Source organism: uncultured Hyphomicrobium sp., assembly GCF_902826555.1.
Lineage (GTDB): Bacteria > Pseudomonadota > Alphaproteobacteria > Rhizobiales > Hyphomicrobiaceae > Hyphomicrobium_C.
Genome location: NZ_CADEFI010000032.1, coordinates 1 through 25,087, shown reverse-complemented (window position 1 = coordinate 25,087; position 25,087 = coordinate 1). Strand labels below are relative to the sequence as shown.

The window sequence follows — 25,087 nt, the reverse complement described above, 5'->3', positions numbered from 1 at the left end:
AAGGTTGCGATATGGCGCCGCGCTTCTGCGTTCAGGCGGCTGTCAGCTTCTTCAGAACGTCCTCCGAGACCTCGAAGTTCGCGAAGACGTTCTGGACGTCGTCGTCGTCCTCGAGGGCGGCAATGAGCTTCATGATGCTCTCGGCGTTGTCCTCGTCCACTTCCGTGGTGAGGCTCGGCTTCCAAACCGCTTTGACGCTGTCCGGCTCGCCGAGCTTTTCCTCGAGTGCGCCGGCTACGGTGCCGAGGCTGTCGAACGAGCAGGTCACGATGTGGCCGGTGTCGTCGGATTGAGCATCGTCGGCGCCGGTCTCGATGGCGGCTTCGAGCACCGCGTCGGGGGAGCCGACGCCCGGCTTGAAGCGGATCTCGCCCACGTGCTGGAACATGTGTGCGACGGCGCCGGTGGCGGCGAGGTTGCCGCCGTACTTGGTGAAGACGGCGCGCACGGCGCCGCCGGTGCGGTTGCGGTTGTCGGTCAGGGCCTCGGCGATGACGGCCACGCCACCCGGAGCGTAGCCTTCGTAGCGGATTGTCTCGTAGGCCTCGCTGTCTCCGCCCAATGCCTTCTTGATGGCACGCTCGATATTGTCCTTCGGCATGTTCTCGGCGCGCGCGGTCTGGATGGCGAGGCGGAGGCGCGGGTTCATGGCCGGGTCCGGCATTCCGGACTTCGCAGCGACGGTGATCTCTCGGGCGAACTTGGCGAACATCTTGGCGCGGGCCGCGTCCTTGCGGCCCTTCTTGTGCATGATGTTCTTGAACGCTGAGTGGCCGGCCATGGGTGTTCCGAAGCGGTTTCGAGGTGGGGGGCTGCCCCTGGGCAGCTTCGGTCCGATTTAATGCGGGGCGGCCTCGTGCCGGTCAACCCCCCTCGCCCGGCAAAAACGCCTATTTTTCGGGGTTCGATGGTGCTTTAGGCCTGTCCAAGGGGCCTCGCGAGGGGGCGCAGAATCGCCTAGTCTCGGGGGATGCCGCTATCGCCCAATTGCGGACCAGGGTGAGCAGGTCTCACCATTGCGCCGAGGGCTGGGCAAAGCCTTTCCTCGAGCGGTTGCCATACTTCTCTCACTCTACCCAAAACAGCGGCTCGGTCGGCTCCAAAACGCCACCGAGCCGCAAACTTTTGACGCGCGTGGCGAGGCCTGTCCTGTCGTCGATCTCGACGGCGAGACCCGAGACCGTGGCGGGACCGAGCGCGGGCTCGAAACGCTCGCGCGGCAGGCGAGTGAGGAAACGGTTGATCGGTTCGTCGGGATCCATGCCGAGCACGGAATTGTAGTCGCCGCACATGCCGGCGTCCGACATGTAGGCCGTGCCACCAGCCAGAATGCGCTCGTCGCTGGTCGGCGTGTGAGTATGTGTGCCGACAACGACGGAAACGCGCCCGTCAAGGAAGAGTCCCAGGGCCTGCTTCTCGCTCGTCGCCTCGGCGTGGAAGTCGACGAGGATGACATCGGCGCCGGTTTTGAGCCCGCATGCGGTGATCTCGCGGTCGATGGCGCGGAAGGGGCAGTCGATCTCGCTCATGAAGACGCGGCCCATGGCGTTGATGACGAGCACGTCGGCGCCGTTTTTCGCCTTGAACAGGCCGGCGCCGCGGCCCGGCGTGCCGGGCGGAAAATTGAGAGGCCGGATCAGGCGGTCCTGACGCTCGATGAAGACCAGGGTGTCCTTCTGGTCGAAGGCGTGGTTGCCGAGCGTGACGGCGTCGGCGCCGGCATCGATCAGCTCAAGGTGAATGGCTTCGGTGATGCCGAAGCCGCCGGCGGCGTTCTCGCCGTTGATGACGAGGAAATCGAGCTTGAAGCGCTCGCGCAGGCGCGGAATGGCTTCGACAGCCGCCTTGCGGCCGGCGCGTCCGACGATGTCGCCGAGAAAGAGAAGACGCATCAGCTCCTGACTTCGTTGCTTGGTTTCATCCTGCGTCTTTGCCGCATTCGAGGGGCCCGGCGGGGGTCAGCACCCAATCCAGGCGTTCGTCATAGTCGACATGGGGAACGGCGTCGACCTTCTGCTCGTCGAAGGCGATGCCGATGGAAACGATGGGTTTCAGCGCGCGCAGACGGGCCAACGTGCGGTCGTAGAAGCCGCCGCCGTAGCCGAGCCGGTAGCCCTGCGCGTCGAAGGCCAGCAGGGGGCCGAGCACGATATCGGGGTCCAGCACGGGGGCCTCGGGCAGCGGCTCGCGGATGCCCCATGTGGTTTCGGCGAGCGGATCGCCGGGCGACCAGGCACGGAAGACGAGCGGGCGTGCCTTGCCTTCCATCACCGGCAGGCAAAGGCGGTAGCCTTCGCCGAGCAGGCGCTGCATGAGGGGAGTGGGGTCGATCTCCTCGCCGATGGACAGGAACCCGGAGACGATTGCAGGGGCCGGGCGCCGGGCGAAGCCGATACCGTGCCGTGCGATCTCTTGCGCCGCGCCTGCGCCAAGGCGCGCGAACGCCGTGCTCCGCGCTGCCTTGGCCTCCCGGCGCATGGCCTTCTTCAAATCGTCCGTGGACATGGCCGAGTGAAAATCTTTCTAACCGCATCGCCACGGATGCGGGACAGAGCAGCACGGAAGGAAAGTGCCGCGGTGGCCGTTGGAACGGTTGATCTCGCCGGGTCCCTACAAATGTAAGGTGGGCGCCATATGTCCGGGGCCACGGCCCCGGCCAGGGACAGCTCCCAGGCAGATCTTATAGGCCCTGGAGATTCATGTGTTCCTGACGAACCCCGCAGCGGGGCTAAGATAATGCGCGGGGTGCCAAAAAGCGAGGGCTCACTCGCGTCTATCGACAACGCCCGAGAGCGACTCGATGACCCAATCGATGCGGCTCGCAACCAGGCTGCGGCTTTCCTCGAGCGCGGCGATGCGTTGGTTCGCCGCCTCGAGCTCGCCCTTCAAGCCGTCGCGCTCCTGCTCCAGCGCCTTGATACGCTGGTCCGCAGTGCCCGGAGCCGCGGTGGTCGGCTCTTTCAGGCGACTGGCGGGACGCTTAACCTTCTCTTTTGTCCGCTGAGCCATGAGCTGACCCAACCCCTCCTCGCAGACCTGCAACCGTCGCCCTCAACGGTGTGCATGCAGCCGTCAGCATAGGAAATCTCATGCCGCGGTGCAAGAAATCACCCGGTGCCGGCGTCACAAAACGAGGATCACTTTCCGGCGCGCAACAGGGTGTGGCTCAGCGCAGGATTGACAGCCCCGGCGCTGCCAAACTTAATGGCGCCCGCTCGGCGGTCCAAACGGCACTCTGCGCCGTAGATTGCGTCATCCCGCCCAACAGAAACCTGCCCATCGATTGGAGGAACTGCCTATGGCTCTCAAGGTCGCGATCAACGGATTTGGCCGCATCGGCCGCAACGTGCTGCGCGCGATCTACGAGTCGGGCCGGACTGACATCGAGGTGGTGGCGATCAATGATCTCGGCCCGGTGGAGACAAATGCGCACCTTCTCCGCTTCGACAGCGTGCACGGACGGTTTCCGGGCGAGGTGACCGTCAAGGGCGACAGCCTCGACCTGGGGCGCGGGCCGATCAAGGTCACGGCGGTGAAAAACCCCGCGGAGCTGCCGCACAAGGAATTGGGCGTCGAGATCGCCCTCGAGTGCACGGGCATCTTCACCAGCAAGGAGAAGGCCGCAGCCCACCTCGCGGCCGGTGCCAAGCGCGTGCTCGTCTCGGCTCCCGCCGACGGGGCCGACCTCACCGTCGTCTACGGCGTCAATCACGAGAAGCTGACGAAGGATCACCTGGTGGTTTCCAACGCGTCGTGCACGACGAACTGCCTGGCGCCGGTGGCCAAGGTGCTGCACGACCTCGTCGGCATAGAGAAGGGCTTCATGACAACCATTCACAGCTACACGGGCGACCAGCCGACGCTCGATACGCTGCACAAGGACCTCTATCGCGCCCGCGCGGCGGCGCTGTCGATGATCCCGACGACGACGGGTGCGGCAAAGGCCGTCGGTCTCGTGCTGCCGGAGCTCAACGGCAAGCTCGACGGTACCTCCATCCGCGTGCCGACGCCCAACGTCTCGGTGGTGGACTTCAAGTTCATCGCCAAGCACGAGACGACCAAGGACGAGATCAATGCCGGCGTGAAGGCAGCGGCGGCGCAGGCGCTCAAGGGCATCCTCGGCGTCACCGACCAGCCGAACGTGTCCTCGGACTTCAACCACGATCCGCGCTCGTCGATCTTCCATCTCGACCAGACCAAGGTGATGGACGGCACGCTGGTGCGCGTTCTTTCCTGGTACGACAACGAGTGGGGGTTCTCGAACCGCATGGCCGACACGGCCGTCGCCATGGGCAAGCTGATCTAGCCTGCCCGGGCGCGTGTAGCGCGTAACGGCGCGTCCTTTTTGGGTTTGCGGAAGGCTCCCTCGCGGGAGCCTTCTTCGTTCAAGAACGATCAGCGCCAGAAGTAGCCGAGGGCGATCAGGCCAGCTCCGCCGAGCAGCATCAGCATGGCGACGAGGTTCAGAACCTTGGCTGCGAAGTGGCCGATGACGGTGCCGGCCGCACGGCGGGCCTTACCGGTGACGGACGCTTCGCGGGCGATCTCGTTGTACTTTTCCTCGAGTGCGGTCGGGCTCTCGGCCGAGCGCTTGCCGCGGGCGACCTGCCAGGCGCTGTCGAACGCCGCGCCGGCGAGGTCGTAGCGGGATACGCGCCACATGATGATGACGGCAAGGAGCGCGACGACGGCGCCCCAGATCATCATCCATTCGTTGCTGCCGAGCTCGGTCGGAAAGGTCATGGCCCCCTCGCCTCAGTTAAGGTGAACGGTCTTACGTGAGCGCATTCGTAACCGCAATGTTGTCGTCGTTGTGGACGGCGCCGTCTGCGGGACTACACTGATGGAAGGGGGGAACGCGTGGCTTCGGGCGACAAGGAGCGTGACCCATGCAAGCAACACCCAACGTCTATCCTCCGGGCAGCGTGCGGATGCGTCCGATGCTCGATGCTCTGGCCCGGAACTGGTGGCTCATCGTCCTGCGCGGCGTGCTGGCCGTCGTGTTCGGGGTTCTGGCCTTCATCTGGCCGGGCATCACGCTGATCACGCTTATCTTTCTCTACGGCGCGTTTGCCTTTGCCGATGGCGTGCTGGCCATCGCGGCGGCGATCCGCGGCGGATCGCCGGTGCCACGATGGTGGCTGGTGCTGGTCGGCGTGTTCGGCATTCTGGCCGGCGTTTTGACGGCGGTGTGGCCGCAGATCACGGCGCTGGTGCTCTTGCTCTTCATCGCCGGCTGGGCGATCGCGACCGGCGTGCTGCAGATCATCGGTGCCATCAAGCTCCGGCACGAGATCGACGACGAATGGCTTCTGATCGCGAGCGGCGTGCTGTCGGTTGCGTTCGGCGTTCTGCTCGCGGCGTGGCCGGGGGCGGGCGCATTGGCCATGGTGCTGGTGATCGGCGCGTTCGCGATCATGTACGGGGCGCTCCTGATCCTTTTCGGCCTCAGGCTGCGCAAGCATGCGGAGGTGCGACTCTAGGCTCGCGCCCGGCGCCATGACGACGAATCAGTCCTGCCCGTGGTATGCGAGACGCATGCGGGGAGAGAGACAGGTTCGCATCATCGGCATCGATCCGGGGCTCAGGCGCACGGGGTGGGGCGTCATCGAGACCGATGGCGTCCGGCTGACGTACGTCTCGTCCGGACTCATCACCTCGACCTCGGACGAAGATCTCGCTTACCGGCTGCGGGAGCTGTTCGAGGGACTTTCGAGCGTCATTGCTTCCTGCGGGGCCAGCGAGGCGGCGGTCGAAGAGACGTTCGTCAACGAGAATCCGCGGGCGACCTTGAAGCTCGGGCAGGCGCGCGGCATGGCGCTGCTCGCGCCGGCCATGCGGGGCCTCAGCATCGCCGAATATCAGCCGAACCTGATCAAGAAGGCGGTCGTCGGCGCGGGGCACGCCGATAAACATCAGATCCAGGCCATGATCGGCTTCCTGCTCCCCAAAGCGCGCTTCGAGAGCGCAGACGAGGCGGATGCGCTCGCCATCGCCATCTGTCATGCCAGCCATCGCGGGGCGGCGGCGCTGGCGAAGCGGGTGCTGAAGGAAGGCGTCTAGCGATGATCGGGCAACTCAAGGGAAAGGTCGACGCCATCGGCGAAGCGCACGCGATCGTCGATGTCGGCGGTGTCGGGTACGAGGTGCAGCTGTCGGCCCGCACGCTCCGGAACCTCAAGCTCGGCGAAACGGTGACGTTCACCATCGACACGCACGTGCGCGAAGATGCGATCCGTCTGTTCGGCTTTCAGAGCGAGGTCGAACGCAGCTGGTTCCGCACGCTGCAGAACGTGCAGGGCGTAGGTTCAAAGGTAGCGCTGGGCGTGCTCGGCGTGCTGTCGACGCAGGATCTCGCCAACGCCATCGCGCTCGGCAACTGGGCGGCGGTGGAGCAGGCGCCGGGCGTCGGCAAGAAGCTTGCGCAGCGCATCGTGGCCGAGCTCAAGGACAAGGCGCCAGCGTTGTCGGTGGCAGGTCTTCATGTGCCGGTTCAGGGCCCGGGCGGCATTGCGGGAGCCGAGATTCCGCCTGAAGGATTGGCCACGGCGGAAGCCATCTCGGCGCTCACCAACCTCGGCTACAATCCGGCGCAGGCCTCTGCGGCCGTCGCGGCGGCGATCAAGGAGCTCGGCGCGGATGCGGATACGGCGAAGCTCATCCGGCGCGGCCTGAAGGAGCTGGCGCGGTAGGGGCTCAGGCGCGTGTGCGCTCGGTGGCTATGACCTGCAGCGAACCTCTGAGCACGCCGGACGAAGCAAGTATTCGGCTCGGCACCTGGCCGCTGCCGATGTCAATCTTCTACAATTCGCTCTCGTGCAAAGCGGCCTGGAGCCTGCCCGACACATCGGCTGAACGCCGTGCTGAATGTACTCGCGGAACTATAGCCAATGCGCTCTGCAACCTCGGCGAGGCTGATATCCTGTTCGCGCAGGAGATCCTTGGCAAGGGCCATGCGCCAACAGAGGAGATACTCCATCGGCGGGACGCCGACCGCGCGTGTAAAGCGATCAAAGAACACCGAGCGCGAGAGAGCAGCCTTCTTAGCAAGCTGCTCGACGGTCCAGGTGTGCGCGGGATCGGCATGCATCTCCCGTATCGCAATCGCAAGGCGTGCGTCGCCGAGGCCACGCAAGAGCCCAGCGGGTGCAGCTTCACCTTGGATCGTTCGCAGCGCCTCGATCAGCATAACCTCGACGAGGCGCCCCAGGACAAGATCGCGACCGGGTCTCTCGGCAGTTGCCTCATCTCGGACGAGATGCACGAGCGTGGATAGCCGTTGCACCCCACGCACGTGCACCAGTGCAGGCAGCAACGATATCAGGAGATCGGCGTCCTTCGAGTCAAAGGCGAACGATCCGCCGAGCAGCCGCACGTCAGGATCGCCATCAGGCGTACCATGACGCACCTCGTTCGTTGGAGCCGGCGACACCTTAGGATCGATGTGCTTCGCCGAAGCCGGCATGAATCCCGACATGGTGAAGCCGGGCGTCTTTGGCAGGAGCAGGAAATCTCCGGCTTCGAGCGTCAGGGACTCCTGTCCTTCGACGGTGAGACGGCAGCTCCCGTCGAGCACGGTGCAGAAGCTCGGTTGGCCGAAATCGGAATAGCGCACAGCCCAGCGGCCAGCGCCGCTTATGATCTTGGAGAGGACGGTGCGAGGCCGCAGCAGCGCGATGACTTCTGAAAGAGGATCGATCATTTCAGGACGCTAGCAAACGAAATCCGGACGATCAATCGCAGATCGTCCGGAAGGCGCCGTATATCGTCCGCGTCGTTCAAACCAGGAGGGACGACGATGAAAACCGTGCTGATTACCGGATGCTCCTCGGGCTATGGCCTGGAGACGGCGCGCCACTTCCACGCTCAGGGCTGGAGCGTCATCGCGACGATGCGCACCCCCCGCGAAGAAATTCTGCCGCCAGCCGACCGACTGCGCGTGCTGGCGCTCGACGTCACGCAGCCACAAAGTATTGCCGCCGCTCTCGAAGCCAGCGGTCCTATCGACGTGCTCGTCAACAACGCCGGCATCGGCATGTTCGGAGCGTTCGAGGCGACCCCCATGTCGGTTGTACGCAAGCTGTTCGAGACCAACACGTTCGGTGTGATGGCGACGACGCAAGCCGTTCTCCCGCAGTTCCGTGCGCGCGGTTCGGGCGTGATCGTGAATGTGACGTCGAGCGCCACGCTGGCCCCGATGCCGCTGGTCGCGGCCTATACGGCGAGCAAGACGGCCATCGAAGGCTTTACCGGGTCGCTCGCGCATGAACTCGATGGCTTTGGCATCCGCGTCAAGCTGGTCGAGCCGGGTTATGGCCCGTCGACCCGTTTCACCCAGAACGTTCAAACGCCGATCGAGGCGACGATCCCTGAAGCCTATGCGTCTTACGCTCACTCAATACTCACGGCCTTCGGACAGCCGACCGCGGTCACCACGGAGCGCGACGTGGCGGAAGTCGTTTGGCGCGCAGCAAACGATATGTCCGCGCAGCTGAGATACCCGGCGGGCCCTGACGCTGAGGCGCTGGCGCGCGTCGCCTAAGCCCGCGGCTTCTGTCCCCATCAAAGCGTCAGCTTTCATTTCGGTTGCGGACGGGCGATGTGGCCGCGTTCGCGCCGGGTGCCCGAAGCGATGGGTAGACCGCTATTGGAACGAGGCACACGGGGCAACGGGCGGGCGCGTGCAACGATGCATGTCTGCTCATGGCCCCGTGTCGGGCATCACCCGGTGGTGCGGGAGGTTCGTGATCCAGCTGCTTTCTGCCGGTGATCTTGACATGCCGAAGGTCATCAATGCACGTTCGCGCTCCTTTTCTGGAGGTGACGATGTGTAAGGTATTCTCGTTTCCGGTGTGGCTCGGGTTGTCGCTGATCTGGACCGGCGTCGTCGCCTATTTCGGCTATACGACCGCGCCGCACGTGCCGCTCGACATGTCGGCTTCCGATCCGGCGACGATCGAGGCGCTGCGCGCGGCCACGACCAAGCACGCGCTGATGTATGGCCTGCTTGCGGCCATGCCGCCGGCCATCGCGCTGATCTTCGGGCGGGTCGTCTGCCGCGGCTAGCGGGCTGCCGCCTTTTCGTCAGGCCGCGCCCGGTCCGGGATCGTCGCCCGCCGGATCCGAGCCTGCGCCGTCGGCGCCGGTCAGCTCTTTCCTCCAGCGCGGCTGGAACGGAACGACGGTCGCCGTCCGCGCCATCCGGGCGGCCTCGGGCTGATAGGCAACTTTGATCAGGCGAATGGCTTCGCGGGTACCGTCGGCTTTGCGCAGCCGAAAGACCTCGTGCTCCCTCAACCCCAACAACGCCAGTCCACGCAGCGTCGTGACGGGAAGGGACAGACCGGGCGTCGCGCCCTGCTCGTCGCGCGTCAGAACGCGATGCTCCATGAACGCGCCGCCGATGCTGAACTCGACCCGGCTATCGATGGTGGCGATGCGGCGGTCGATCGTGTGATCGAGCAGCAGCGTGGCGCTGCCGAGCTTCTCACGCAGGAGATGCAGATAGGGCTCGGCGCAGTCCTTGGAGGCAAGGAGCGTCTGGAGGTAGGTGAAGTCCTTGGCGGTCAGTTGGCATTCGTGAAATGTCATCGCAAGCTCCGTCCCACGGGCCGGACGTGCGGCCGTGGCGAAGGGGTCCAGATAGGGCAAAACGGATCTGTCCCTGGCTCGGCCAGTGGACCGCCGAGCCAGGGCTATAGGCCTGCGATCAGCTGACCTGCGCGGTCTTTGAGAGAGCTGGCCATTTGTCAGCGAAGCTCGAATGGTTCCTCGGAGTGAGAAGCGTAACAGATTTTTTCGTGTTTGGACGCCGGTGAGCCCCTCGGTGATTCATCGCCCGGGCGGGCCCTTACGCCGCGGCGGGCTGCGGCGCCCGTTGCGTGTTGCGGTCCTGCGCTTGACGACGGCGGCGAACACGGTCAGGAACAAAACATGACCGACCGCCTCATCAGCGGGGCGAAGCGTGAGGCGGATGCCTACGAGGCATCGATCCGGCCGCGCTCGCTCTCCGAATTCGTGGGCCAGGAGCAGGCACGCGCCAATCTTCGCGTCTTCATCGAGGCGGCGAAGACGCGCGGGGATGCGCTCGATCACGTGCTGTTCGCCGGCCCGCCGGGTCTGGGCAAGACGACGCTGGCGCAGATCGTGGCCAAGGAGCTCGGCGTCGGATTCCGGGCGACGTCCGGGCCGGTGATCTCGAAGGCGGGCGATCTCGCGGCGCTGCTCACCAACCTCGAAGAGCGCGACGTGCTGTTCATCGACGAGATCCATCGCCTCAATCCGGCGGTGGAGGAGATCCTCTATCCAGCGCTCGAGGACTTTCAGCTCGACCTCATCATCGGCGAGGGGCCGGCGGCGCGCTCGGTGAGGATCGATCTCGCGAAGTTCACGCTCGTCGGCGCGACGACGCGGCTCGGCCTACTGACGACGCCGTTGCGCGACCGCTTCGGCATTCCCGTTCGGCTCAATTTCTATACGGTCGAGGAGCTGGAGAGCGTGGTGACGCGCGGGGCCCGCGTGCTCGGCGCGCCGATCGCGCCGGACGGGGCGAAGGAGATCGCGCGGCGCGCGCGGGGCACGCCGCGCATCGCGGGACGACTGCTCCGCCGCGTGCGCGACTTCGCCGCCGTGTCGGGTGCGGAGATCATCGACGCGCGCGTGGCGGATGTGGCGCTGCGCGCGCTTGAGGTGGACGAAGCCGGGCTCGATGCGCTCGATCATCGCTATCTGACCTGCATCGCCGGCACTTACGAGGGCGGCCCGGTGGGCATCGAGACCCTGGCAGCGGCGCTTTCCGAGCCGCGCGATGCGCTGGAGGAGATCGTCGAGCCTTATTTGCTGCAGCAGGGGTTTATCGGGCGGACGCCGCGGGGCCGCGTTTTGACCCTCAAGGCCTTCCGTCACCTCGGGCTTTCGGGGCCGGCGCGCGCGGCGAGCCCGGAGCTGCCTCTGGAGACGGACGAGGAGTAGCCGCGGCGAAGGCCATCGGGCCCGCGGCGTGGTGAATTGTCTTATGTTTTAATCAAAAAGGGAACTTAGGCTTCCCGTCGGATCGGTGGTGGGCGGATTGTCGTCGCCGAAATCGTACGCGCCGCGCCCGTATGGTCATTTTTCAATGCTCATCTGCTCAACGGTTTTGTCACGGAAGTGGTCGTGCTTTCACGCAGACAGATTTTGAAGGTGCTCGCGCTGGCGGGCGTCGGCTCCCTGAGCCTCGGCGGCTACGTGTTTGCGGAGCCATTGCGCGTGGGCGTAACGCGTTATTCGGTCTCTCCGCCGGACTGGCCGGGCGGGCTCTCGCTGCGCCTCGCCGTGCTCACGGATCTGCATGTGTGCGATCCGTGGCTCAGCGTCGAACGGTTGCGGCGCATCGTGGCGCGCACCAACGCGCTGGCGCCGGACGCGGTGCTGCTGCTCGGCGACTACGTGCGCGGCGGGCGCATGGGCGGGTGGAGCCGGGAGGTCAAGCACGAGGACTGGGCCGCCGTGCTGGCCGGGCTCGAGGCGCCGCTCGGCGTTCATGCGGTGCTCGGCAATCATGATTGGTGGGACGACATGGCGGCGCAGGAGCGGCGCAGCGGTCCGATCAAATCCCGAATTGCGCTCGAGGCGGCGGGCATCTCCGTCTACGAGAACGACGCGGTGCGCCTGGAGAAGGACGGAGTGCCGTTCTGGCTCGCAGGTCTCGGCGATCAGTGGGCGTTCTGGGAGGCGAAGACGCGCAACGAGGATTTCGACGGCGTGGACGATCTCCCGGCCACGCTCGAGAAGGTCACGGACGATGCTCCGGTGATCCTGATGGTTCACGAGCCGGACATCTTTCCGGAGGTGCCGCGGCGGGTGGCGCTCACGCTCGCGGGCCACACGCACGGCGGGCAGGTGACCATTGCCGGCTATGCGCCGCTCATTCCGTCCAAGTACGGCCAGCGCTATCGCTATGGGCATATCGTCGAGGACGGCCGCAACCTCATCGTGTCGGCGGGGCTCGGCTGCTCGACGTTGCCGATCCGGTTCGGGGCGCCGCCGGAAATCCTGCTGGTTACCGTCGAGTCCGGGCACAATGTCGCTTGACGTTACGGTGCGCGGCGGACACGAGAGCATCATCCAGATCGGAAGCCATTCACCGTCATGAGCCAGACACAAGACGCCTGGCCGGATCTCGCCGGCCGCATCATCGACGACGAGAGCGGGCGCCGGCACATTCTGCCGGTGCGCGTCTATTTCGAGGACACGGACGCCGGCGGCATCGCCTACCACGCGTCGTACATCCGATGGTGCGAGCGCGGGCGCACGGATTTCCTGCGGCTGCTCGGAACCGACTCGCGCCGGCTCATCGACGGCTCGGCAAGCCATGAGCCCGCGGCCTTCGTCGTGCGGCGCATGAACTGCGATTTTCTGCGTCCTGCGCGCATGGACGACGTGCTGATCGTCGAGACGCGCGTCAAGGAGCTCGGCGGGGCCAGCGTGACGCTGCTGCAGGCGGTTCTCAACGGCGAGAAGCGCGTGTTCGAAGCCGAGGTGACCGTGGTTCTGGTGGCGGTTTCCGGCAAGCCGCTGCGGCTTTCAACGGCGGTCAGGAGCGCCTTCGAGGGCGCGGACATGGGCAAAGCGGCCGGTTGAGCTGCGGAAAAGCCCCGCTCGCGCGCGACTTTTGGCAACGGGCCTGTCATCTGAGGCGCATAGACAAGGTGCGGGCATCCGGGGATGATGCCGGGCTCAATTTTGCCGGGGGGCGCCATGACGACCGCGAAAGACGGAAGCGGGATCGATCTCGACATCAAGGACGCGATGCAGGGGCACGAGCGCTTCCGCCTCGAGTTCGAACGCGACAAGGCTTTCTACAAGAGCCTCGCCACCAAGAAGCAGAAGCCGCGGCTGCTGTGGATCGGCTGCTGCGATAGCCGCGTGGTGCCGTCGCAGATCACACAGGCCGATCCCGGCGAGTTGTTCGAAGTGCGCAACATCGCCAACTGCGTGCCGCCGGCCTGGGCCGCGGACGAGGCGGTGGGGGCGGCGATCGAGTACGGGCTCGCGCACCTCGGCATCGACGACATCGTGGTGTGCGGACATACGGGCTGCGGCGGCATCCAGGCGCTGGCCGAACCGATCCCGCCCGACGAGGAAGCCCACCTCGGGCGCTGGGTCGAGTACACGCGCCGGGCGCACGAGCTGGTGGCGGCGGCGCGTGTGCCGGAGGAGGAGCGCAGCCTGGCGACGATCCGCGCGCATATCCAGTTCCAGCTCGACAACCTCATGACGTACGAGATCGTGGCCAGGGGTGTTGCCGAAGGACGTGTCGGCATCCACGGCTGGCTCTACGACATGGAGGCGGGCGAGATCCAGGCCTACGACCCAAAGACGGGCGCGTGGCGCGGATTGCTCGAAACGGCGGGTTCATGACGACGATCGGCATTTTCACGCTGACGGCGCTTTGCGAGATCGCGGGCTGCTTCGCCTTCTGGGCCTGGGCCCGGCAGGGCGCCTCGGCGCTGTGGCTGATCCCGGGGGTGGCGGCGCTGGTGGCGTTCGCCTGGCTGCTGACGCGGATCGACAGCGAGTTCGCGGGGCGGGCGTATGCGGCCTACGGCGGCATCTACATCGTGGCGTCGCTCGCCTGGCTCTGGGCGTTCGAGGGGACGCGGCCCGACCGCTGGGACGTGGCGGGCGGGGCGGTGTGCGTGCTCGGCGCGCTGCTCATTCTCTACGGACCCCGATCCGTTTGAGGACCAACGGCCTTTCGGCCAGCGTTGTCAGCCCTTGTTTGGTCATATTGCGCGGCAACAAGGACCTTGATGGTCCGTGCGCGCCAGTGCACGTTGCAGTCCGCCAGGGGGGCGCGGTTGCCGATTCGGCAAACACATCAATTCGGGCACTCGGCCGCCCATTCTTTATCGAGACCGATGAGTCACGCTTCGGAGGATTTGGCTCCGACGCGATCATGGTCCAAGCCTCGAGAGACGGTTGTAGCTCATGAATCCGGCTGATGTGACCCAACAGGCCCTTGCGCCCCAGGCGCATGGCGTCTCCTTCATCGAACTCTTTCTGCAGGCCTCGCCAACCGTCCAGTTCGTGATGGCCGGCCTCGGCCTCGCCTCGATCTGGTCGTGGGCGATCATCATCGAGAAGCTGATCGCGTTCCGCCGCGCGCGCATCGAGGCGGACCGCTTCGAGCAGACGTTCTGGTCAGGCCAATCGCTCGACGAGCTCTACAACGGCCTGTCGCGCGGTCACACGATCACCATGGCGGCGCTGTTCGTGGCGGCCATGCGCGAGTGGAAGCGCTCCGTCGAGGGCAACATCCGCGCGCTCGGCGGCATCCAGCTTCGCGTCGAAAAGGTGATGGACGTCACCATCAGCCGCGAGATGGAGCGGCTCGATAGGCGACTCCTGTTTCTCGCCACGGTGGGCTCGACGGCACCGTTCGTCGGACTGTTCGGCACGGTTTGGGGCATCATGACGAGCTTCCAGGCTATCGCGGTCTCGAAGAACACCAACCTGGCCGTGGTCGCGCCCGGCATCGCGGAAGCCTTGTTCGCGACGGCGCTCGGCCTGATGGCCGCCATCCCGGCGGTGGTCTTCTACAACAAGTTCTCCGCCGACTCGGCCCAGATCAATCAGCGGCTCGAAGCTTTTGCAGACGAGTTCGCCGCCATCGTTTCGCGCCAGATCGACGTCCGGAGCTGACGGCCTCGTATGATGATCGAGAAATTCGCCATAACAAGCGGTCTCGTCCCGAGCGAAATTCTCGATCTCGATCACACGAGCAAGTCCATGATTCTAGTGTCTCTTGTGATTCCGAAGTTCGCTCTGGGACCTAGCCGCAAACTCAAGCGAACTTCGGAACCGGGACACTAGATGGGCATGAGCATCAAAGCCGGGGGTGGCGGCGGCCGGCGCAGAAGCCGGCGCGGCCGCGGGCACGCTCCCATGAGCGAGATCAACGTCACGCCGATGGTGGACGTGATGCTCGTGCTGCTCATCATCTTCATGGTGGCGGCCCCGCTGTTGACGGTCGGCGTGCCGATCGAGCTGCCGCAATCGCAGGGAAAACAGCTCGAAAGCAATCATGAGCCGCTCACCATCTCGGTTTCGTCCAACGGGGATGTTTTCATCGGCGAGACGAAGGTCGGGCTCGACGAGATCGCCGAGAAACTCAAGGCCATTGCCAAGAACGGCGTCGACGAGCAGATCTTTGTGCGTGGCGACAAGGGGATCACATACGGGCAGGTGATGCTGGTCATGGGCCGCATCAGTGCCGGCGGATTTAAGAAAGTGTCGCTGGTGACCGAGGTCGAGGGAGGGGCGGCTGCCCCCCAATAGACGAGGCCGGCGATCGGTGCTTCGGCCCATCAGGGGGTGCGAAGCGGATGCAGTCAGGAGGCTCGCCGGCGCCGTGTCGGCTCACGGCGAGTGCGAGGACGAAGGCATGGTGCAGCACAGGCGAGCGCGCGAGACGCGGATGAGCGCCGGCCCCGTGGCATCGTTGGCGGCGGGCGCACCTGCGCGGGCCCGGCTGCGCAATGACGAAGTCTTTGACGGTGAGGTCTGGCCGTGCCGTTCGGACTGACCGTTTCCATCCTTTTGCATGGCGGGGCCCTTCTGTGGATGTACCTCGCCATGCTCAATACGCCGCCGCTGAAGCCGCCGGAGCCGGAGCCGATCACGGTCGCGCTCATCACGCCGTCGGACCTGCTTGCGCTCAAGAAGGGCAGCGAGACGGCAACCGAGCTCGAGGCGAAGGCCAAGGACGAGCCGAAGCCCGAGGTGTCGAAACTCGAGGCCGAGAAGCCGAAGCCTGTCGTGGCTCCGGAGCTGCCCGTCGAGCCGGCTCCGCCGCCGGTCGAAGAGAAGAAGGTTGAAGCACCTCCGCCCGAGCCGCCGAAGGAAGAGCCGAAGAAGGACCCGATCGCCGAGAAGCTCGCCGCGCTGCCGGTCGAGCAGCCGCCGCCTGGGCCGACGCCTGACGAGCTGAAGAAGATCGAAGAGGAGAAGAAAGCCGAGGAGCTGAGCGCGGCGGAAGCGCAGCAGAAGACGCAAGAGGAAAAAAAGAAAAAGGACGAGGAAGAGAAAAAGAAGGCCGAGGAAAAACGCAAGGCCGAGCAAAAAGAGAAAGAGCGTAAAAAGAAGCTCGCCGAGCAGAAGCGCAAGGAAGAGGAAAAAAAGAAGAAGCAGCAGGAGGCCGATCGCCTGGCCGCTCTTCTCGACAAGGATCCGACCCGCAAGGGGGCGCCGAACTCGGCGACCCAACCGCAGAATCCGACCGATTACACCGGCCCGACGGCGGGGGCCCGCGAAGGCGATGCGCCCGTGCTTTCGGTGCGCGAGCAGGATCTGTTGCGCAGCCAGATCAGCGCCCAGTTGCGGCAGTGCTGGAAGCTGCCGGGCGGCGGCGGCGGCATCGAGACCATGGTGGTCACGCTCCGCTGGCGGCTCATGGCGGATGGCACGCTCGATGGCGAGCCGGCGCTCGAGGCGCCGCAATCCGGCCCCGTCTATCAGATAGCCGCCGAAGCTGCGGTGCGGGCCGTCAAGGCCTGCTCGCCGTTTTCGCTTCCGCCCGACAAGTACTGGGCCTGGAAATCAATCATCTGGGATTTCGATCCGCGTGAAATGCTGTAAAGCGTTCGGGCCAGCATCGATGATGAGGACAATGACCGGTATTCGCATGCTTTCTCATTCCGGGCGCACGCGGCAACGCATGGCGCGGGCTTTCCTCTCGATGCTCGGCGCGGCGCTGGTGATGGCTGCTGCCGCCATGGTGACGGTGCCGGCACTGGCTCAGGTCGATGATGCCTATCGCCCGCCCGCGGGTGGCGGCGGAGGCGGGAGCTTCGGCGATCAGTTGCGCCAACAGGGCTACGACGTGCCTCCGCCTGCTCCGAGCGGCGGTGGAGGCGGCGACCTCAGAGGGGGCGGCGGGGCTCCCGGCGGTGCCGGCTACCAGGGCGGCGGCCAGGATGGGTTCAGCTCCGATGGTCTCCGCGGCACGCAGCGCCAGGGTGTCGTGGCGCCGATCCCGATCGCCATTCCCCCATTTACGGGCGATGATCCGAAGCTCGCCCAGGACGTTGCGCAGGTGCTGATGGCGGATCTCGAGCGCTCAGGGCTGTTCCAGCCGCTCGATCCGGCCTCCTATCTGGAAGACATCAGGGACGTCAACGCGTTGCCGCGCTTTCCGGATTGGCGGCAAATCGGTGCCGAGGCGCTCGCCGTGGGGCGGGTCGTGCGCGGCGCCGATGGAAAGCTCACATCCGAGTTCCGGCTTTGGGACGTCACCAGCGGCAAGCAGCTCGCGGGGCAGCGGTTCACCACCGGGGCGCAGAACTGGCGGCGTGTCGGACATCTGGTCGCCGATCAGGTCTACGAGCGGCTCACGGGCGAGAAGGGCTACTTCGACACGCGCGTGGTGTTCGTCGACGAGACGGGCCCCAAGGCGAAGCGCGTGAAGCGGCTTGCGATCATGGATCAGGACGGCGCGAACGTGCGCCTGCTCACGCAGGGCCAGCAGTTGGTGTTGACGCCGAGATTCAATCCGGTCGCGAGCGAAATCGCCTACATGGCGTACACGAAGGACCAGCCTGAAGTCTTCCTCATGAACCTTCAGAACGGGAAGACGGAGGCGGTCGGCGAGTTTCCGGGCATGACATTCGCGCCGCGCTTCTCGCCCGACGGGCAGAGCGTGATCATGAGCCTGCAGGACGGTGCCGATTCCAATATCTTCGTGATGGATCTGAGGACGCGCCAGTCGCGGCAGCTCACGAAATCCGGCGCTCTCGACACCAGCCCGAGCTTTTCGCCCGACGGGCGCGAGATCGTTTTCGAGTCCGATCGCGAGGGTACCCAGCAGCTCTACGTCATGGGCTCCAGCGGCGGGAGCGCGCGCCGGATCAGCCTGGGCGACGGCCGCTACTCGACGCCCGTTTGGTCGCCGCGCGGCGACTACATCGCCTTTACCAAGCAACTCGCCGGGCGATTCCTGATCGGCGTCGTGCGCCCCGATGGGTCGGGAGAGCGTATTCTTACCGAGGGGTACCACAATGAAGGGCCCACCTGGGCGCCCAACGGGCGCGTGCTCATGTTCTTCCGCGAGAGCCAGGGCGAGGAAGGTGGGCCGCGAATCTACTCGGTCGATCTCACGGGCTACAACGAACGAGTCGTGAGCACGCCGTCCTACGGCTCCGACCCGGCCTGGTCTCCGCTTCTGAACTGACACGGAGCTTTACCGCTCGTTAACTGCGCGGAGCGTATTCTTGCATCAGCTCCTCAACGCGAAGGCGGGGGCGTTTTCACGTTGGGAGTCAATCGCTTCCTGATGTGACGCCCGTGCGCGCCAGAGGGCAGTGGAGCGTGAACAACGGCGTGGCATTTTCGCATCTACGAGGGGGGAAAACAGTGCTTCGGAGCCCTCAGTTCTTGATCAAATCAAGCCATGCCGGTACCCAAATATTCGGCTCGTTGCCGAACAAGCATCAGGAGAAAAGACCATGCAGGGTGTGAAGGGGCTGATCGTTCTCTCGGCTGCCGTCGTCGCTGTTGCACTCGGCGCTTGCCGTCGTGAAGAAGCGGCACCGCTGAAGCTCGGCGCCGAGGTTCCGACTGCCACGGAAGTGGCTCGCTAACGTCCGAAATTTCACTTTGGGACACAACAGGAGATACTACCATGAAGGGCGCTATCGTTCTCGCTGCCGCTATCGTTGCTGTCGCTCTCGGCGCTTGCCGTCGTGAAGAGGCTGCTCCGCTCAAGCTCGGCGCTGACGTTCCGGCTGTTGCCGACGTTCGCTAATAGCGAATTGAAAGTCTAGCCTGGACCTCGTCCAGGTCGACTTGAAAGATTAGAGCTGTCGTGGCGAATGCTGCGACAGCTCTTTTCGTTTTTCAGCGCCCGATCGAATCGGCATTGGCTCGGCTACGGCGCGCTTTCCCCAGGCTATTTTGCCATCGTCACATTCGCGCTTGCTGCCTCGGGCCGGATCGCTCATTTTCGCGGCGAGTGCCTTCGGGGACGACAGCCGCGCGAGCGGTTAGAATCGTCTGCTCAATTCCGTAAGGGGTACGGTGGCGCCAGAGGAATCGCCGGGTAAGCACTTGGGGCGTCGCGAAAAGGTCGATCTCTGCGGATCTATGCCGCACAGAGGAAACGGCCACATTTTCGTACTTTGGCTCGGGTATCAGGTCCCTAAGGGGAGTTATTTGGCTCCGGTGAGCGGATCGCCGCCGTAGAGCCTACGAAAGGATGATTTGATGGCGCCTGTTTTTCGGGCCTCGGGCTTCACATGCGCTTTGCTGCTTCTCGTCACGGCTGTGGCCCTCGGCGGATGCGCCAACAATCAGAACGATGCCAATGCGGGGCTCGGCCCCGACGGCAAGGGCCCCATTACGCCCGGCACGAGTCGCGACTTCAGCGTGAACGTCGGCGACCTTGTCTACTTCTCGTCGGACAGCACGGATCTCACACCTGAGGCGCAGACCACGCTGCAGAAGCAGGCGCAGTGGCTGAGGCAGTATCCGCAGTTCACCATCACCATCGAGGGCCACGCGGACGAGCGCGGCACGCGCGAGTACAATATCGCGCTCGGTGCCCGGCGAGCGACGTCGGTTCGCAACTTCCTGGCGCAGAACGGGGTGGCGGCCAATCGCGTGCGCACGATCTCCTACGGCAAGGAACGGCCGGTTGCGGTCTGCAACGATATCTCGTGCTGGTCGCAGAATCGGCGTGCGCAGACGGTGCTCAACAGTCGGGTCGCCTCCTAAGGCCCCTCGCTCTCAGCCTATAGCCGATGCCTTCGCAGTCCTTCTTCCGGGGGACGCAGGAATGCCCGTCTTCCGGCCGATACACGGCAAAGTTTAGCCGTATTGCGGGGTCACAGCTTTTCCCAACGACATCGGCGTTTGGTGCGTCCGAACGCAGACGGGAGACGAAGGTGCCGACCATGCGCACGGGACGTGCGAGGGACTGTTCGACGGCGGGGCGTGTTTTAGCGCTCGCTGTCGCGGGGCTCGCCGCTTGCGGCGTCCTGCAGATGCTCGGATCGACCGCTGCGTCGGCCCAGGATCCGGCGGCGGGCGCGCGTGAAGTCCCCATCGGAACATTCACACTCGGTTCTCCGCCTGTGGGCTCGCCGCACGATGGGTTTTCTGTCGTAGAGCCGCCGGCGGGCGTGCCGGAGCGCCGGCGTGACAGCGGAGACGACGGCAGCGGCCGTTGGTTTTTTCAGGGCTGGGAATCGGCGCCTTCGCGCGAGACGGCCGCAGAGTCCCTCTATCAAAACGCGACGGCGGCGCTCGAAGGCGGACGGCGCGACGAAGCACAGCGCCTGTTCGAGCGGCTTATTGCCGAGGCGCCCAATAGTCCGCGTGCGGGAGCTGCACGCCAGCATCTGGGGCGGATCTATCGCGCGGGTGCCGAGGCCGCGGCGCCGGCAGCGAGCGATACCGGTGCCCTGCCGTGGGTGGCCGAAGCGGATGCCCGGTCGAAGCCAGCCGAGCCCGGTGTCGCTCTGCAGCCGTCGCGCGCGGCTCTGCATCAGGCCCGCGTGTCTCCTGCACTCGATGGCGAGTTCCTGTCGGACGCGGGCGACCGGGTGTTTTTCAGCGCAGGGAGCGTCGATCTCGGCGCGCGCGCGCGGGGCGTCATCCAGTCTCAAGCGCGTTTCCTGAAACGCTATCCCGAGCTCTACGTCGCGGTCGAAGGCTTTGCCGACGACGGGTCGATGCCCGATACCGAGATGCAGCGGCTTTCGGATGAGCGTGCGACAGCGGTCCGCGACCGGTTGATCGCGGAGGGTGTGGAGGACGAGCGCGTCCTGGCTTATGGGCGAGGCCGCGAGGACCGCGTGTCGGACTGTGCGGCGCCTGAGTGCCTGGCGCAGAACCGGCGTGCGGTGACGATCCTTCTCACGCGCCGAGTCGAAGCGGAAACGCGGCCGGCGCGGCGCGTGCAGGGTGCATCTGGTTCATCGAATGTGCCGTCAACTCAGTGAACGGTTCGGGCCGGCCCGGTGCGGCATAGGGTTTCAATGGCGCGGCGAGTGGAATCTCGCGCATAGTTTTCGCATTGCGCAGGGCCTATGGTGACGACGAGGTGGGTCCAATGAAGGAGGGCGGTTCGCCCATGCATTCTTTCTCGCTCCTGTCGGGACGTCGCGCCGCGGCGGTGGTGGCGGGCTCGCTGCTGGCGTTCGCGTGGTGTGCCGGCGCCGTATCGGCGCAGGGCGTCGAGAGCGAGCAACTGCCGGCAGTCAAATCAACGCAGGGCAAGGCGCCGAAGGGCGCGGCGCCCACGGCAGGCGGAGGGGATTCGGCCGGCCTGCGCGAACGCGTCGAGCAGCTCGAGGGCCAGCTTCTCGATCTGCAGGTCGTGATCGGAACGCTCGAGTCGCTGGCGAGGACCGGTGGCGCGGTGTCGTCGGCACCGGCGCGGTCGGAAGCAGGCGGCGGGTTCGGTGCCGGAGATCAGGGCCGTCTCGATAGCCTCGAGACACAGATCCGCGCTTTGACGGCGCAGGTGGAGCAGCTTGCCGCCGAGGTTCGCGCAGGCGCGCAGCGCCGCTCGGACGCGGGTGGCGCGGGCTTCGGCGATGATGCGCCGCAGACGAGCCGTTTCGGCTCCACAACGGTGACATCCGATAGCGCCGATCCCTCAGCGGCGTTCGGCCATCCCAACGACAGCGTCGGAAACGCGCCAGCGCAGGGGGCGCCGCCGGTGCCGCGCGGCCAGGACTACGGTGCGGCTCCGCCGAGTGCCACGACCATGCCGGCTCCGCCATCCACCTACGGCTCGGAGTCGTTGCCGCCGGCCCCCGGCGATCAGCTCGCGGCGGTGGATCCTGGCGCGGGCGGCAGTCCGAAGCAGCTCTACGACACGGCACTCGGACACATGCTGCAGCAGGATTTCGGCGCTGCCCAGGCGGGGTTCCGAGACTTCCTGCGGCTCTATCCGAAAGATCCGCAGGCGGCGAACGCACTTTTCTGGCTCGGCGAAACGCATTACGCGCAGAAGAACTACGCCGACGCGGCCGAAGCCTTCGATCTCGTCGTCTCGGCCTACGGCAGCAGCAACAAGGCGGCCGATGCGCAGCTGAAGCGGGGCATGTCGTTGGCTCAGCTCGGCAAACGTCAGGACGCGTGCACGGCACTGCGCGGCGTTGCCAAGTTTCAGAACGCCCCCTCGCAGCTCAAGGCGAAAGCCGACAGCGAGCGGCAGAGAATAGGGTGTCCCTAGCGGTCCGTGGGGCGGCTTCGACTCTGACGGGGCTCGGGCAAGGCCTCGAACGTGGTCTGCGGCGGGCGGCGCGGGATCGAATCCAGGCTGAAAGTCATTATTGGACGGGCATTGACGCAGGGACGTCGGTGCCGCAGTCGGTGCGAAGCGACTTCACAGCCTAGGACAAGCCGGCCGTGCAGGATCACGATCTCGATGCCTTGTTCGGCACGCTACTGGCGCCCTTCGGCCGTGCGGTGCTCGCGGTCTCGGGCGGCTCGGACAGCGTGGCGTTGATGGTTCTCGTCTCGCAATGGCTCGCCTCGGCCAAGCCGCCGGGGCTGGCTGTCGATGTGGCCACCGTCGATCACGGCTTGAGGGCGGGCTCGGCGCGCGAGGCGGCGTGGGTCGCCGAGCGGGCGAAGGCCCTCGGATTTCAGCATGCGACATTGGTCTGGGGCGGCGTGAAGCCCGGGTCGGCCTTGCAGGCCAAGGCCCGGGAGGCGCGCTACGCGCTGCTGGTCGCGCACGCGCGGAGCGTAAAGCCTGCCGACGGCGCTCCCACTGCCGTGGTGACGGCACACACGGCGGACGATCAAGCCGAAACGCTCATCATGCGGCTTGGGCGCGGCAGCGGACTCGACGGGCTCGCTGGAATGGCTCCGTCGCGGCCGTTGCTGCCCGATGCCTCCGTGCAGCTCGTACGGCCGCTGCTCGGACTGTCGAAGGCGTTGCTGGCGGCGACATTGACGGAGCGCGGTGGCACGTGGCTCGACGATCCCTCCAACGAGCGGCTCGATTTCGAGCGCGTGCGGCTCAGAGCAGCTTCCGATCACCTCTCGGCGCTCGGCCTTTCCAACGACAAGATCGCGCTCGCCGCGGCGCGGCTGACGCGATCGCGTGAGGCGCTGGAACGCGTGACGGACGCGCGGCTGGAGGCGCTCGTGCAAAGTCATGGCGGCGTCTATGCCTCGCTCGACCGGCCGGCCTGGGAGGGCGAGCCGGAGGACATCCGCGTGCGTCTTCTGGCGCGCCTGCTGGGGGCGTTCGGCGGGCAGGCGAAGCCGGCACAGCTGTCGCAGATCGAAGCCGTGGTCGCGGCGCTGGCGCGCGGGCGGCCGACGGTGCAGACGCTCGGCGGATGTATCGTGTCACAGGGGCACACCAAGCTTCGCCTTTACCGGGAGCCGGCGCATCACACCCTTTCCGAGCTTGCCCTCCTGCCCGGCGAGGAGGTGGTGTGGGACTGGCGATTTCGGGTCAAATACGATGCGAGCGAGGGCGACCACGCGGCCTCGGAGGCGGTGGTCGTGCGCCCGTTGGGACTCGCCGCCTATGCAACCCTGAGGGGTGGTCTGGCGCTCAAAGATCGCCCACCGGCACGGGCTGCTGCGGGGCTGCCGTCGCTCTGGTCCGGCGGGCAGCTGCTTGCGGTGCCGAACCTCGCCGGAGCAAAACCCAGCGATGACCGGTTCCACGCCGTATTTCTGGGGCTCAAACGCGAGTCGCGGTAAGATTTTTATCGTGGTTCGCCAGTCGAGTATGCCGCGGCTCCGGTTGTTGTTCACGCCGGGCCATAAAACTTGGCAAACCGGGACGTGACACCTATCTTAAGTCCCAGTTAGACGCGGATCCTCGCCGGCGTCGCCATCGGCGCTACGGCCCTCTCGGGAAAACAGATGAATCCGAATTTTCAGAAGCTTGCGATCTGGGTGGCCGTCTTCGTGCTGCTGGCCGCGCTCTTCAACCTGTTCAACAACCCGGCGCAGAGCCGGCGCGGGAGCGAGATCAGCTACTCCGATTTCCTCAACGCGGTGGACGCGGGCACGGTTGCGGAGGTGACGCTGGCCGGAAATCGCATCTACGGCACCATGCGCGACAACGCCACGCCGTTCACGAGCTACGCGCCCGCCGACACGACGCTTGTCGAGCGGCTCAAGGCCAAGGACGTGAAGTTCAAGGCGCGGCCGTCGGACGAGGACGTGCCGTCGATCCTCAGCGTGATCCTCAATTGGTTCCCCATGCTGCTGCTGATCGCGGTGTGGGTGTTCTTCATGCGCCAGATGCAGTCCGGCTCCGGGCGTGCGATGGGCTTCGGCAAGAGCCGCGCGAAGCTGCTGACCGAGCGGCAGGGCCGCGTCACGTTCGAGGACGTCGCCGGCGTGGACGAGGCCAAGGCCGACCTCGAAGAGATCGTCGAGTTCCTGCGCGATCCGCAGAAGTTCCAGCGGCTCGGCGGGCGCATTCCGCGCGGTGCGCTGCTGGTCGGCCCTCCGGGTACCGGCAAGACGCTGATCGCGCGTGCGGTCGCGGGCGAGGCGAACGTGCCGTTCTTCACCATCTCGGGCTCCGACTTCGTCGAGATGTTCGTCGGTGTCGGCGCGAGCCGCGTGCGCGACATGTTCGAGCAGGCGAAGAAGAATGCTCCGTGCATCATCTTCATCGACGAAATCGACGCCGTCGGCCGTCATCGCGGCGCCGGCCTCGGCGGCGGCAATGACGAGCGCGAGCAGACGCTGAACCAGCTGCTGGTCGAGATGGACGGTTTCGAGGCGAACGAAGGCATCATCATCATCGCCGCCACCAACCGTCCGGACGTGCTCGACCCTGCGCTTCTGCGCCCGGGCCGCTTCGACCGCCAGATCGTGGTGCCGAACCCGGACATCGCCGGGCGCGAGAAGATCCTCAAGGTCCATATGCGCAAGAGCCCGATCGCACCCGACGTGGATGCGAAGACGATCGCGCGCGGCACTCCCGGTTTCTCGGGCGCTGATCTGGCCAACCTCGTCAACGAGGCGGCGCTGCTTGCTGCACGCCGCAACAAGCGGCTCGTGACGCAGGCCGAGTTCGAGGACGCCAAGGACAAGGTGATGATGGGCGCCGAGC

General features: G+C 65.8%; 28 protein-coding genes, 1 other RNA gene and 1 pseudogene. 22 read left to right on the top strand and 8 right to left on the bottom strand.

Annotated elements, in window-relative coordinates:
- Positions 1-31: 31 nt before the first annotated feature.
- The 5 genes from QZV93_RS13210 to QZV93_RS13190 form a co-directional block, all read right to left on the bottom strand.
- Positions 32-781 (bottom strand): YebC/PmpR family DNA-binding transcriptional regulator, encoded by a 750-nt coding sequence (locus tag QZV93_RS13210; protein ID WP_295559090.1) that lies wholly within the window; start codon positions 779-781, stop codon positions 32-34.
- A 286-nt stretch (positions 782-1,067) separates the two neighbouring features.
- Entirely contained in the window at positions 1,068-1,892 is an 825-nt protein-coding gene (locus QZV93_RS13205; RefSeq protein ID WP_295559089.1) for a TIGR00282 family metallophosphoesterase, read from the bottom strand.
- A 25-nt stretch (positions 1,893-1,917) separates the two neighbouring features.
- On the bottom strand, positions 1,918-2,505 hold the full coding sequence (locus QZV93_RS13200; protein ID WP_295559088.1) for a 5-formyltetrahydrofolate cyclo-ligase: 588 nt from the start codon (positions 2,503-2,505) through the stop codon (positions 1,918-1,920).
- 60 nt (positions 2,506-2,565) lie between these two features.
- A non-coding RNA gene (gene ssrS, locus QZV93_RS13195) (6S RNA) lies at positions 2,566-2,729 on the bottom strand.
- A gap of 34 nt (positions 2,730-2,763) precedes the next feature.
- On the bottom strand, positions 2,764-3,009 hold the full coding sequence (locus QZV93_RS13190; protein WP_295559087.1) for a hypothetical protein: 246 nt from the start codon (positions 3,007-3,009) through the stop codon (positions 2,764-2,766).
- Positions 3,010-3,298: 289 nt separating this feature from the next.
- Between QZV93_RS13190 and gap the strand changes: the two genes are divergently transcribed.
- Complete coding sequence (gene gap / locus QZV93_RS13185) at positions 3,299-4,306, top strand: type I glyceraldehyde-3-phosphate dehydrogenase (RefSeq protein WP_295559086.1); 1,008 nt, start codon at positions 3,299-3,301, stop codon at positions 4,304-4,306.
- Positions 4,307-4,395: 89 nt separating this feature from the next.
- On the opposite strand, the gene QZV93_RS13180 is transcribed toward gap, so the two are convergent.
- Entirely contained in the window at positions 4,396-4,743 is a 348-nt protein-coding gene (locus QZV93_RS13180; RefSeq protein WP_295559085.1) for a hypothetical protein, read from the bottom strand.
- 146 nt (positions 4,744-4,889) lie between these two features.
- Between QZV93_RS13180 and QZV93_RS13175 the strand changes: the two genes are divergently transcribed.
- Genes QZV93_RS13175 through ruvA form a run of 3 tightly spaced genes read left to right on the top strand, consistent with a single transcriptional unit; the run spans position 4,890 to position 6,692 of the window.
- Positions 4,890-5,483, top strand: a complete 594-nt coding sequence (locus QZV93_RS13175; RefSeq protein WP_295559084.1) for an HdeD family acid-resistance protein — start codon at positions 4,890-4,892, stop codon at positions 5,481-5,483.
- Between the two features lie 55 nt (positions 5,484-5,538).
- Positions 5,539-6,063: a crossover junction endodeoxyribonuclease RuvC gene (gene ruvC / locus QZV93_RS13170; RefSeq protein ID WP_295559083.1), complete on the top strand. Its 525-nt coding sequence runs from the start codon at positions 5,539-5,541 to the stop codon at positions 6,061-6,063.
- 2 nt (positions 6,064-6,065) lie between these two features.
- The gene (gene ruvA, locus QZV93_RS13165; protein ID WP_295559082.1) at positions 6,066-6,692 is read left to right on the top strand and encodes a Holliday junction branch migration protein RuvA; all 627 of its coding nucleotides are present in this window, start codon (positions 6,066-6,068) and stop codon (positions 6,690-6,692) included.
- Between the two features lie 101 nt (positions 6,693-6,793).
- Here ruvA and QZV93_RS13160 read toward each other — a convergent pair whose 3' ends face one another.
- Positions 6,794-7,702 (bottom strand): AraC family transcriptional regulator, encoded by a 909-nt coding sequence (locus tag QZV93_RS13160; protein ID WP_295559081.1) that lies wholly within the window; start codon positions 7,700-7,702, stop codon positions 6,794-6,796.
- Positions 7,703-7,798: 96 nt separating this feature from the next.
- Here QZV93_RS13160 and QZV93_RS13155 point away from each other — a divergent pair, with 96 nt between their 5' ends.
- Positions 7,799-8,542 (top strand): SDR family oxidoreductase, encoded by a 744-nt coding sequence (locus QZV93_RS13155; RefSeq protein ID WP_295559080.1) that lies wholly within the window; start codon positions 7,799-7,801, stop codon positions 8,540-8,542.
- Positions 8,543-8,826: 284 nt separating this feature from the next.
- Entirely contained in the window at positions 8,827-9,066 is a 240-nt protein-coding gene (locus QZV93_RS13150) for a hypothetical protein (RefSeq protein WP_295559079.1), read from the top strand.
- Between the two features lie 18 nt (positions 9,067-9,084).
- On the opposite strand, the gene QZV93_RS13145 is transcribed toward QZV93_RS13150, so the two are convergent.
- Positions 9,085-9,591 carry a nucleoside-diphosphate kinase gene (locus tag QZV93_RS13145; protein WP_295559078.1) on the bottom strand — a complete coding sequence of 169 codons (507 nt, stop codon included), beginning with the start codon at positions 9,589-9,591 and terminating at the stop codon, positions 9,085-9,087.
- 342 nt (positions 9,592-9,933) lie between these two features.
- Between QZV93_RS13145 and ruvB the strand changes: the two genes are divergently transcribed.
- The 16 genes and pseudogenes from ruvB to ftsH all read left to right on the top strand — a co-directional run.
- Positions 9,934-10,971, top strand: coding sequence for a Holliday junction branch migration DNA helicase RuvB (ruvB, locus tag QZV93_RS13140; RefSeq protein WP_295559077.1), 1,038 nt, complete (start codon positions 9,934-9,936; stop codon positions 10,969-10,971).
- Between the two features lie 183 nt (positions 10,972-11,154).
- Complete coding sequence (locus QZV93_RS13135; protein ID WP_295559076.1) at positions 11,155-12,072, top strand: metallophosphoesterase; 918 nt, start codon at positions 11,155-11,157, stop codon at positions 12,070-12,072.
- Between the two features lie 57 nt (positions 12,073-12,129).
- Positions 12,130-12,621 (top strand): YbgC/FadM family acyl-CoA thioesterase, encoded by a 492-nt coding sequence (locus QZV93_RS13130; protein WP_295559075.1) that lies wholly within the window; start codon positions 12,130-12,132, stop codon positions 12,619-12,621.
- A 117-nt stretch (positions 12,622-12,738) separates the two neighbouring features.
- Positions 12,739-13,401 carry a carbonic anhydrase gene (locus tag QZV93_RS13125; RefSeq protein WP_295559074.1) on the top strand — a complete coding sequence of 221 codons (663 nt, stop codon included), beginning with the start codon at positions 12,739-12,741 and terminating at the stop codon, positions 13,399-13,401.
- Complete coding sequence (locus tag QZV93_RS13120) at positions 13,398-13,724, top strand: YnfA family protein (protein WP_295559098.1); 327 nt, start codon at positions 13,398-13,400, stop codon at positions 13,722-13,724. The genes QZV93_RS13125 and QZV93_RS13120 overlap by 4 nt, the downstream gene beginning before the upstream one ends.
- A gap of 247 nt (positions 13,725-13,971) precedes the next feature.
- Positions 13,972-14,685 (top strand): protein TolQ, encoded by a 714-nt coding sequence (gene tolQ / locus QZV93_RS13115; protein WP_295559073.1) that lies wholly within the window; start codon positions 13,972-13,974, stop codon positions 14,683-14,685.
- Between the two features lie 171 nt (positions 14,686-14,856).
- The gene (gene tolR / locus QZV93_RS13110; protein ID WP_295559072.1) at positions 14,857-15,321 is read left to right on the top strand and encodes a protein TolR; all 465 of its coding nucleotides are present in this window, start codon (positions 14,857-14,859) and stop codon (positions 15,319-15,321) included.
- Between the two features lie 231 nt (positions 15,322-15,552).
- Positions 15,553-16,620 (top strand): protein TolA, encoded by a 1,068-nt coding sequence (locus tag QZV93_RS13105; protein WP_295559071.1) that lies wholly within the window; start codon positions 15,553-15,555, stop codon positions 16,618-16,620.
- A gap of 358 nt (positions 16,621-16,978) precedes the next feature.
- Positions 16,979-18,211, top strand: a pseudogene (gene tolB, locus QZV93_RS13100) (Tol-Pal system beta propeller repeat protein TolB); the annotation flags it as partial.
- Between the two features lie 274 nt (positions 18,212-18,485).
- The gene (locus tag QZV93_RS13095) at positions 18,486-18,620 is read left to right on the top strand and encodes a hypothetical protein (protein WP_280173052.1); all 135 of its coding nucleotides are present in this window, start codon (positions 18,486-18,488) and stop codon (positions 18,618-18,620) included.
- A 41-nt stretch (positions 18,621-18,661) separates the two neighbouring features.
- Positions 18,662-18,784 (top strand): hypothetical protein, encoded by a 123-nt coding sequence (locus QZV93_RS13090; RefSeq protein ID WP_291151118.1) that lies wholly within the window; start codon positions 18,662-18,664, stop codon positions 18,782-18,784.
- A gap of 458 nt (positions 18,785-19,242) precedes the next feature.
- The gene (gene pal, locus QZV93_RS13085; protein ID WP_295559069.1) at positions 19,243-19,752 is read left to right on the top strand and encodes a peptidoglycan-associated lipoprotein Pal; all 510 of its coding nucleotides are present in this window, start codon (positions 19,243-19,245) and stop codon (positions 19,750-19,752) included.
- Positions 19,753-19,931: 179 nt separating this feature from the next.
- Entirely contained in the window at positions 19,932-20,981 is a 1,050-nt protein-coding gene (locus tag QZV93_RS13080) for an OmpA family protein (protein WP_295559097.1), read from the top strand.
- 131 nt (positions 20,982-21,112) lie between these two features.
- Positions 21,113-22,222: a tol-pal system protein YbgF gene (gene ybgF / locus QZV93_RS13075; RefSeq protein ID WP_295559068.1), complete on the top strand. Its 1,110-nt coding sequence runs from the start codon at positions 21,113-21,115 to the stop codon at positions 22,220-22,222.
- Between the two features lie 176 nt (positions 22,223-22,398).
- Positions 22,399-23,715 (top strand): tRNA lysidine(34) synthetase TilS, encoded by a 1,317-nt coding sequence (tilS, locus tag QZV93_RS13070; protein WP_295559067.1) that lies wholly within the window; start codon positions 22,399-22,401, stop codon positions 23,713-23,715.
- Between the two features lie 165 nt (positions 23,716-23,880).
- Positions 23,881-25,087: ATP-dependent zinc metalloprotease FtsH (gene ftsH / locus QZV93_RS13065; protein WP_295559066.1), on the top strand; the 1,207-nt coding region annotated here is incomplete at its 3' end.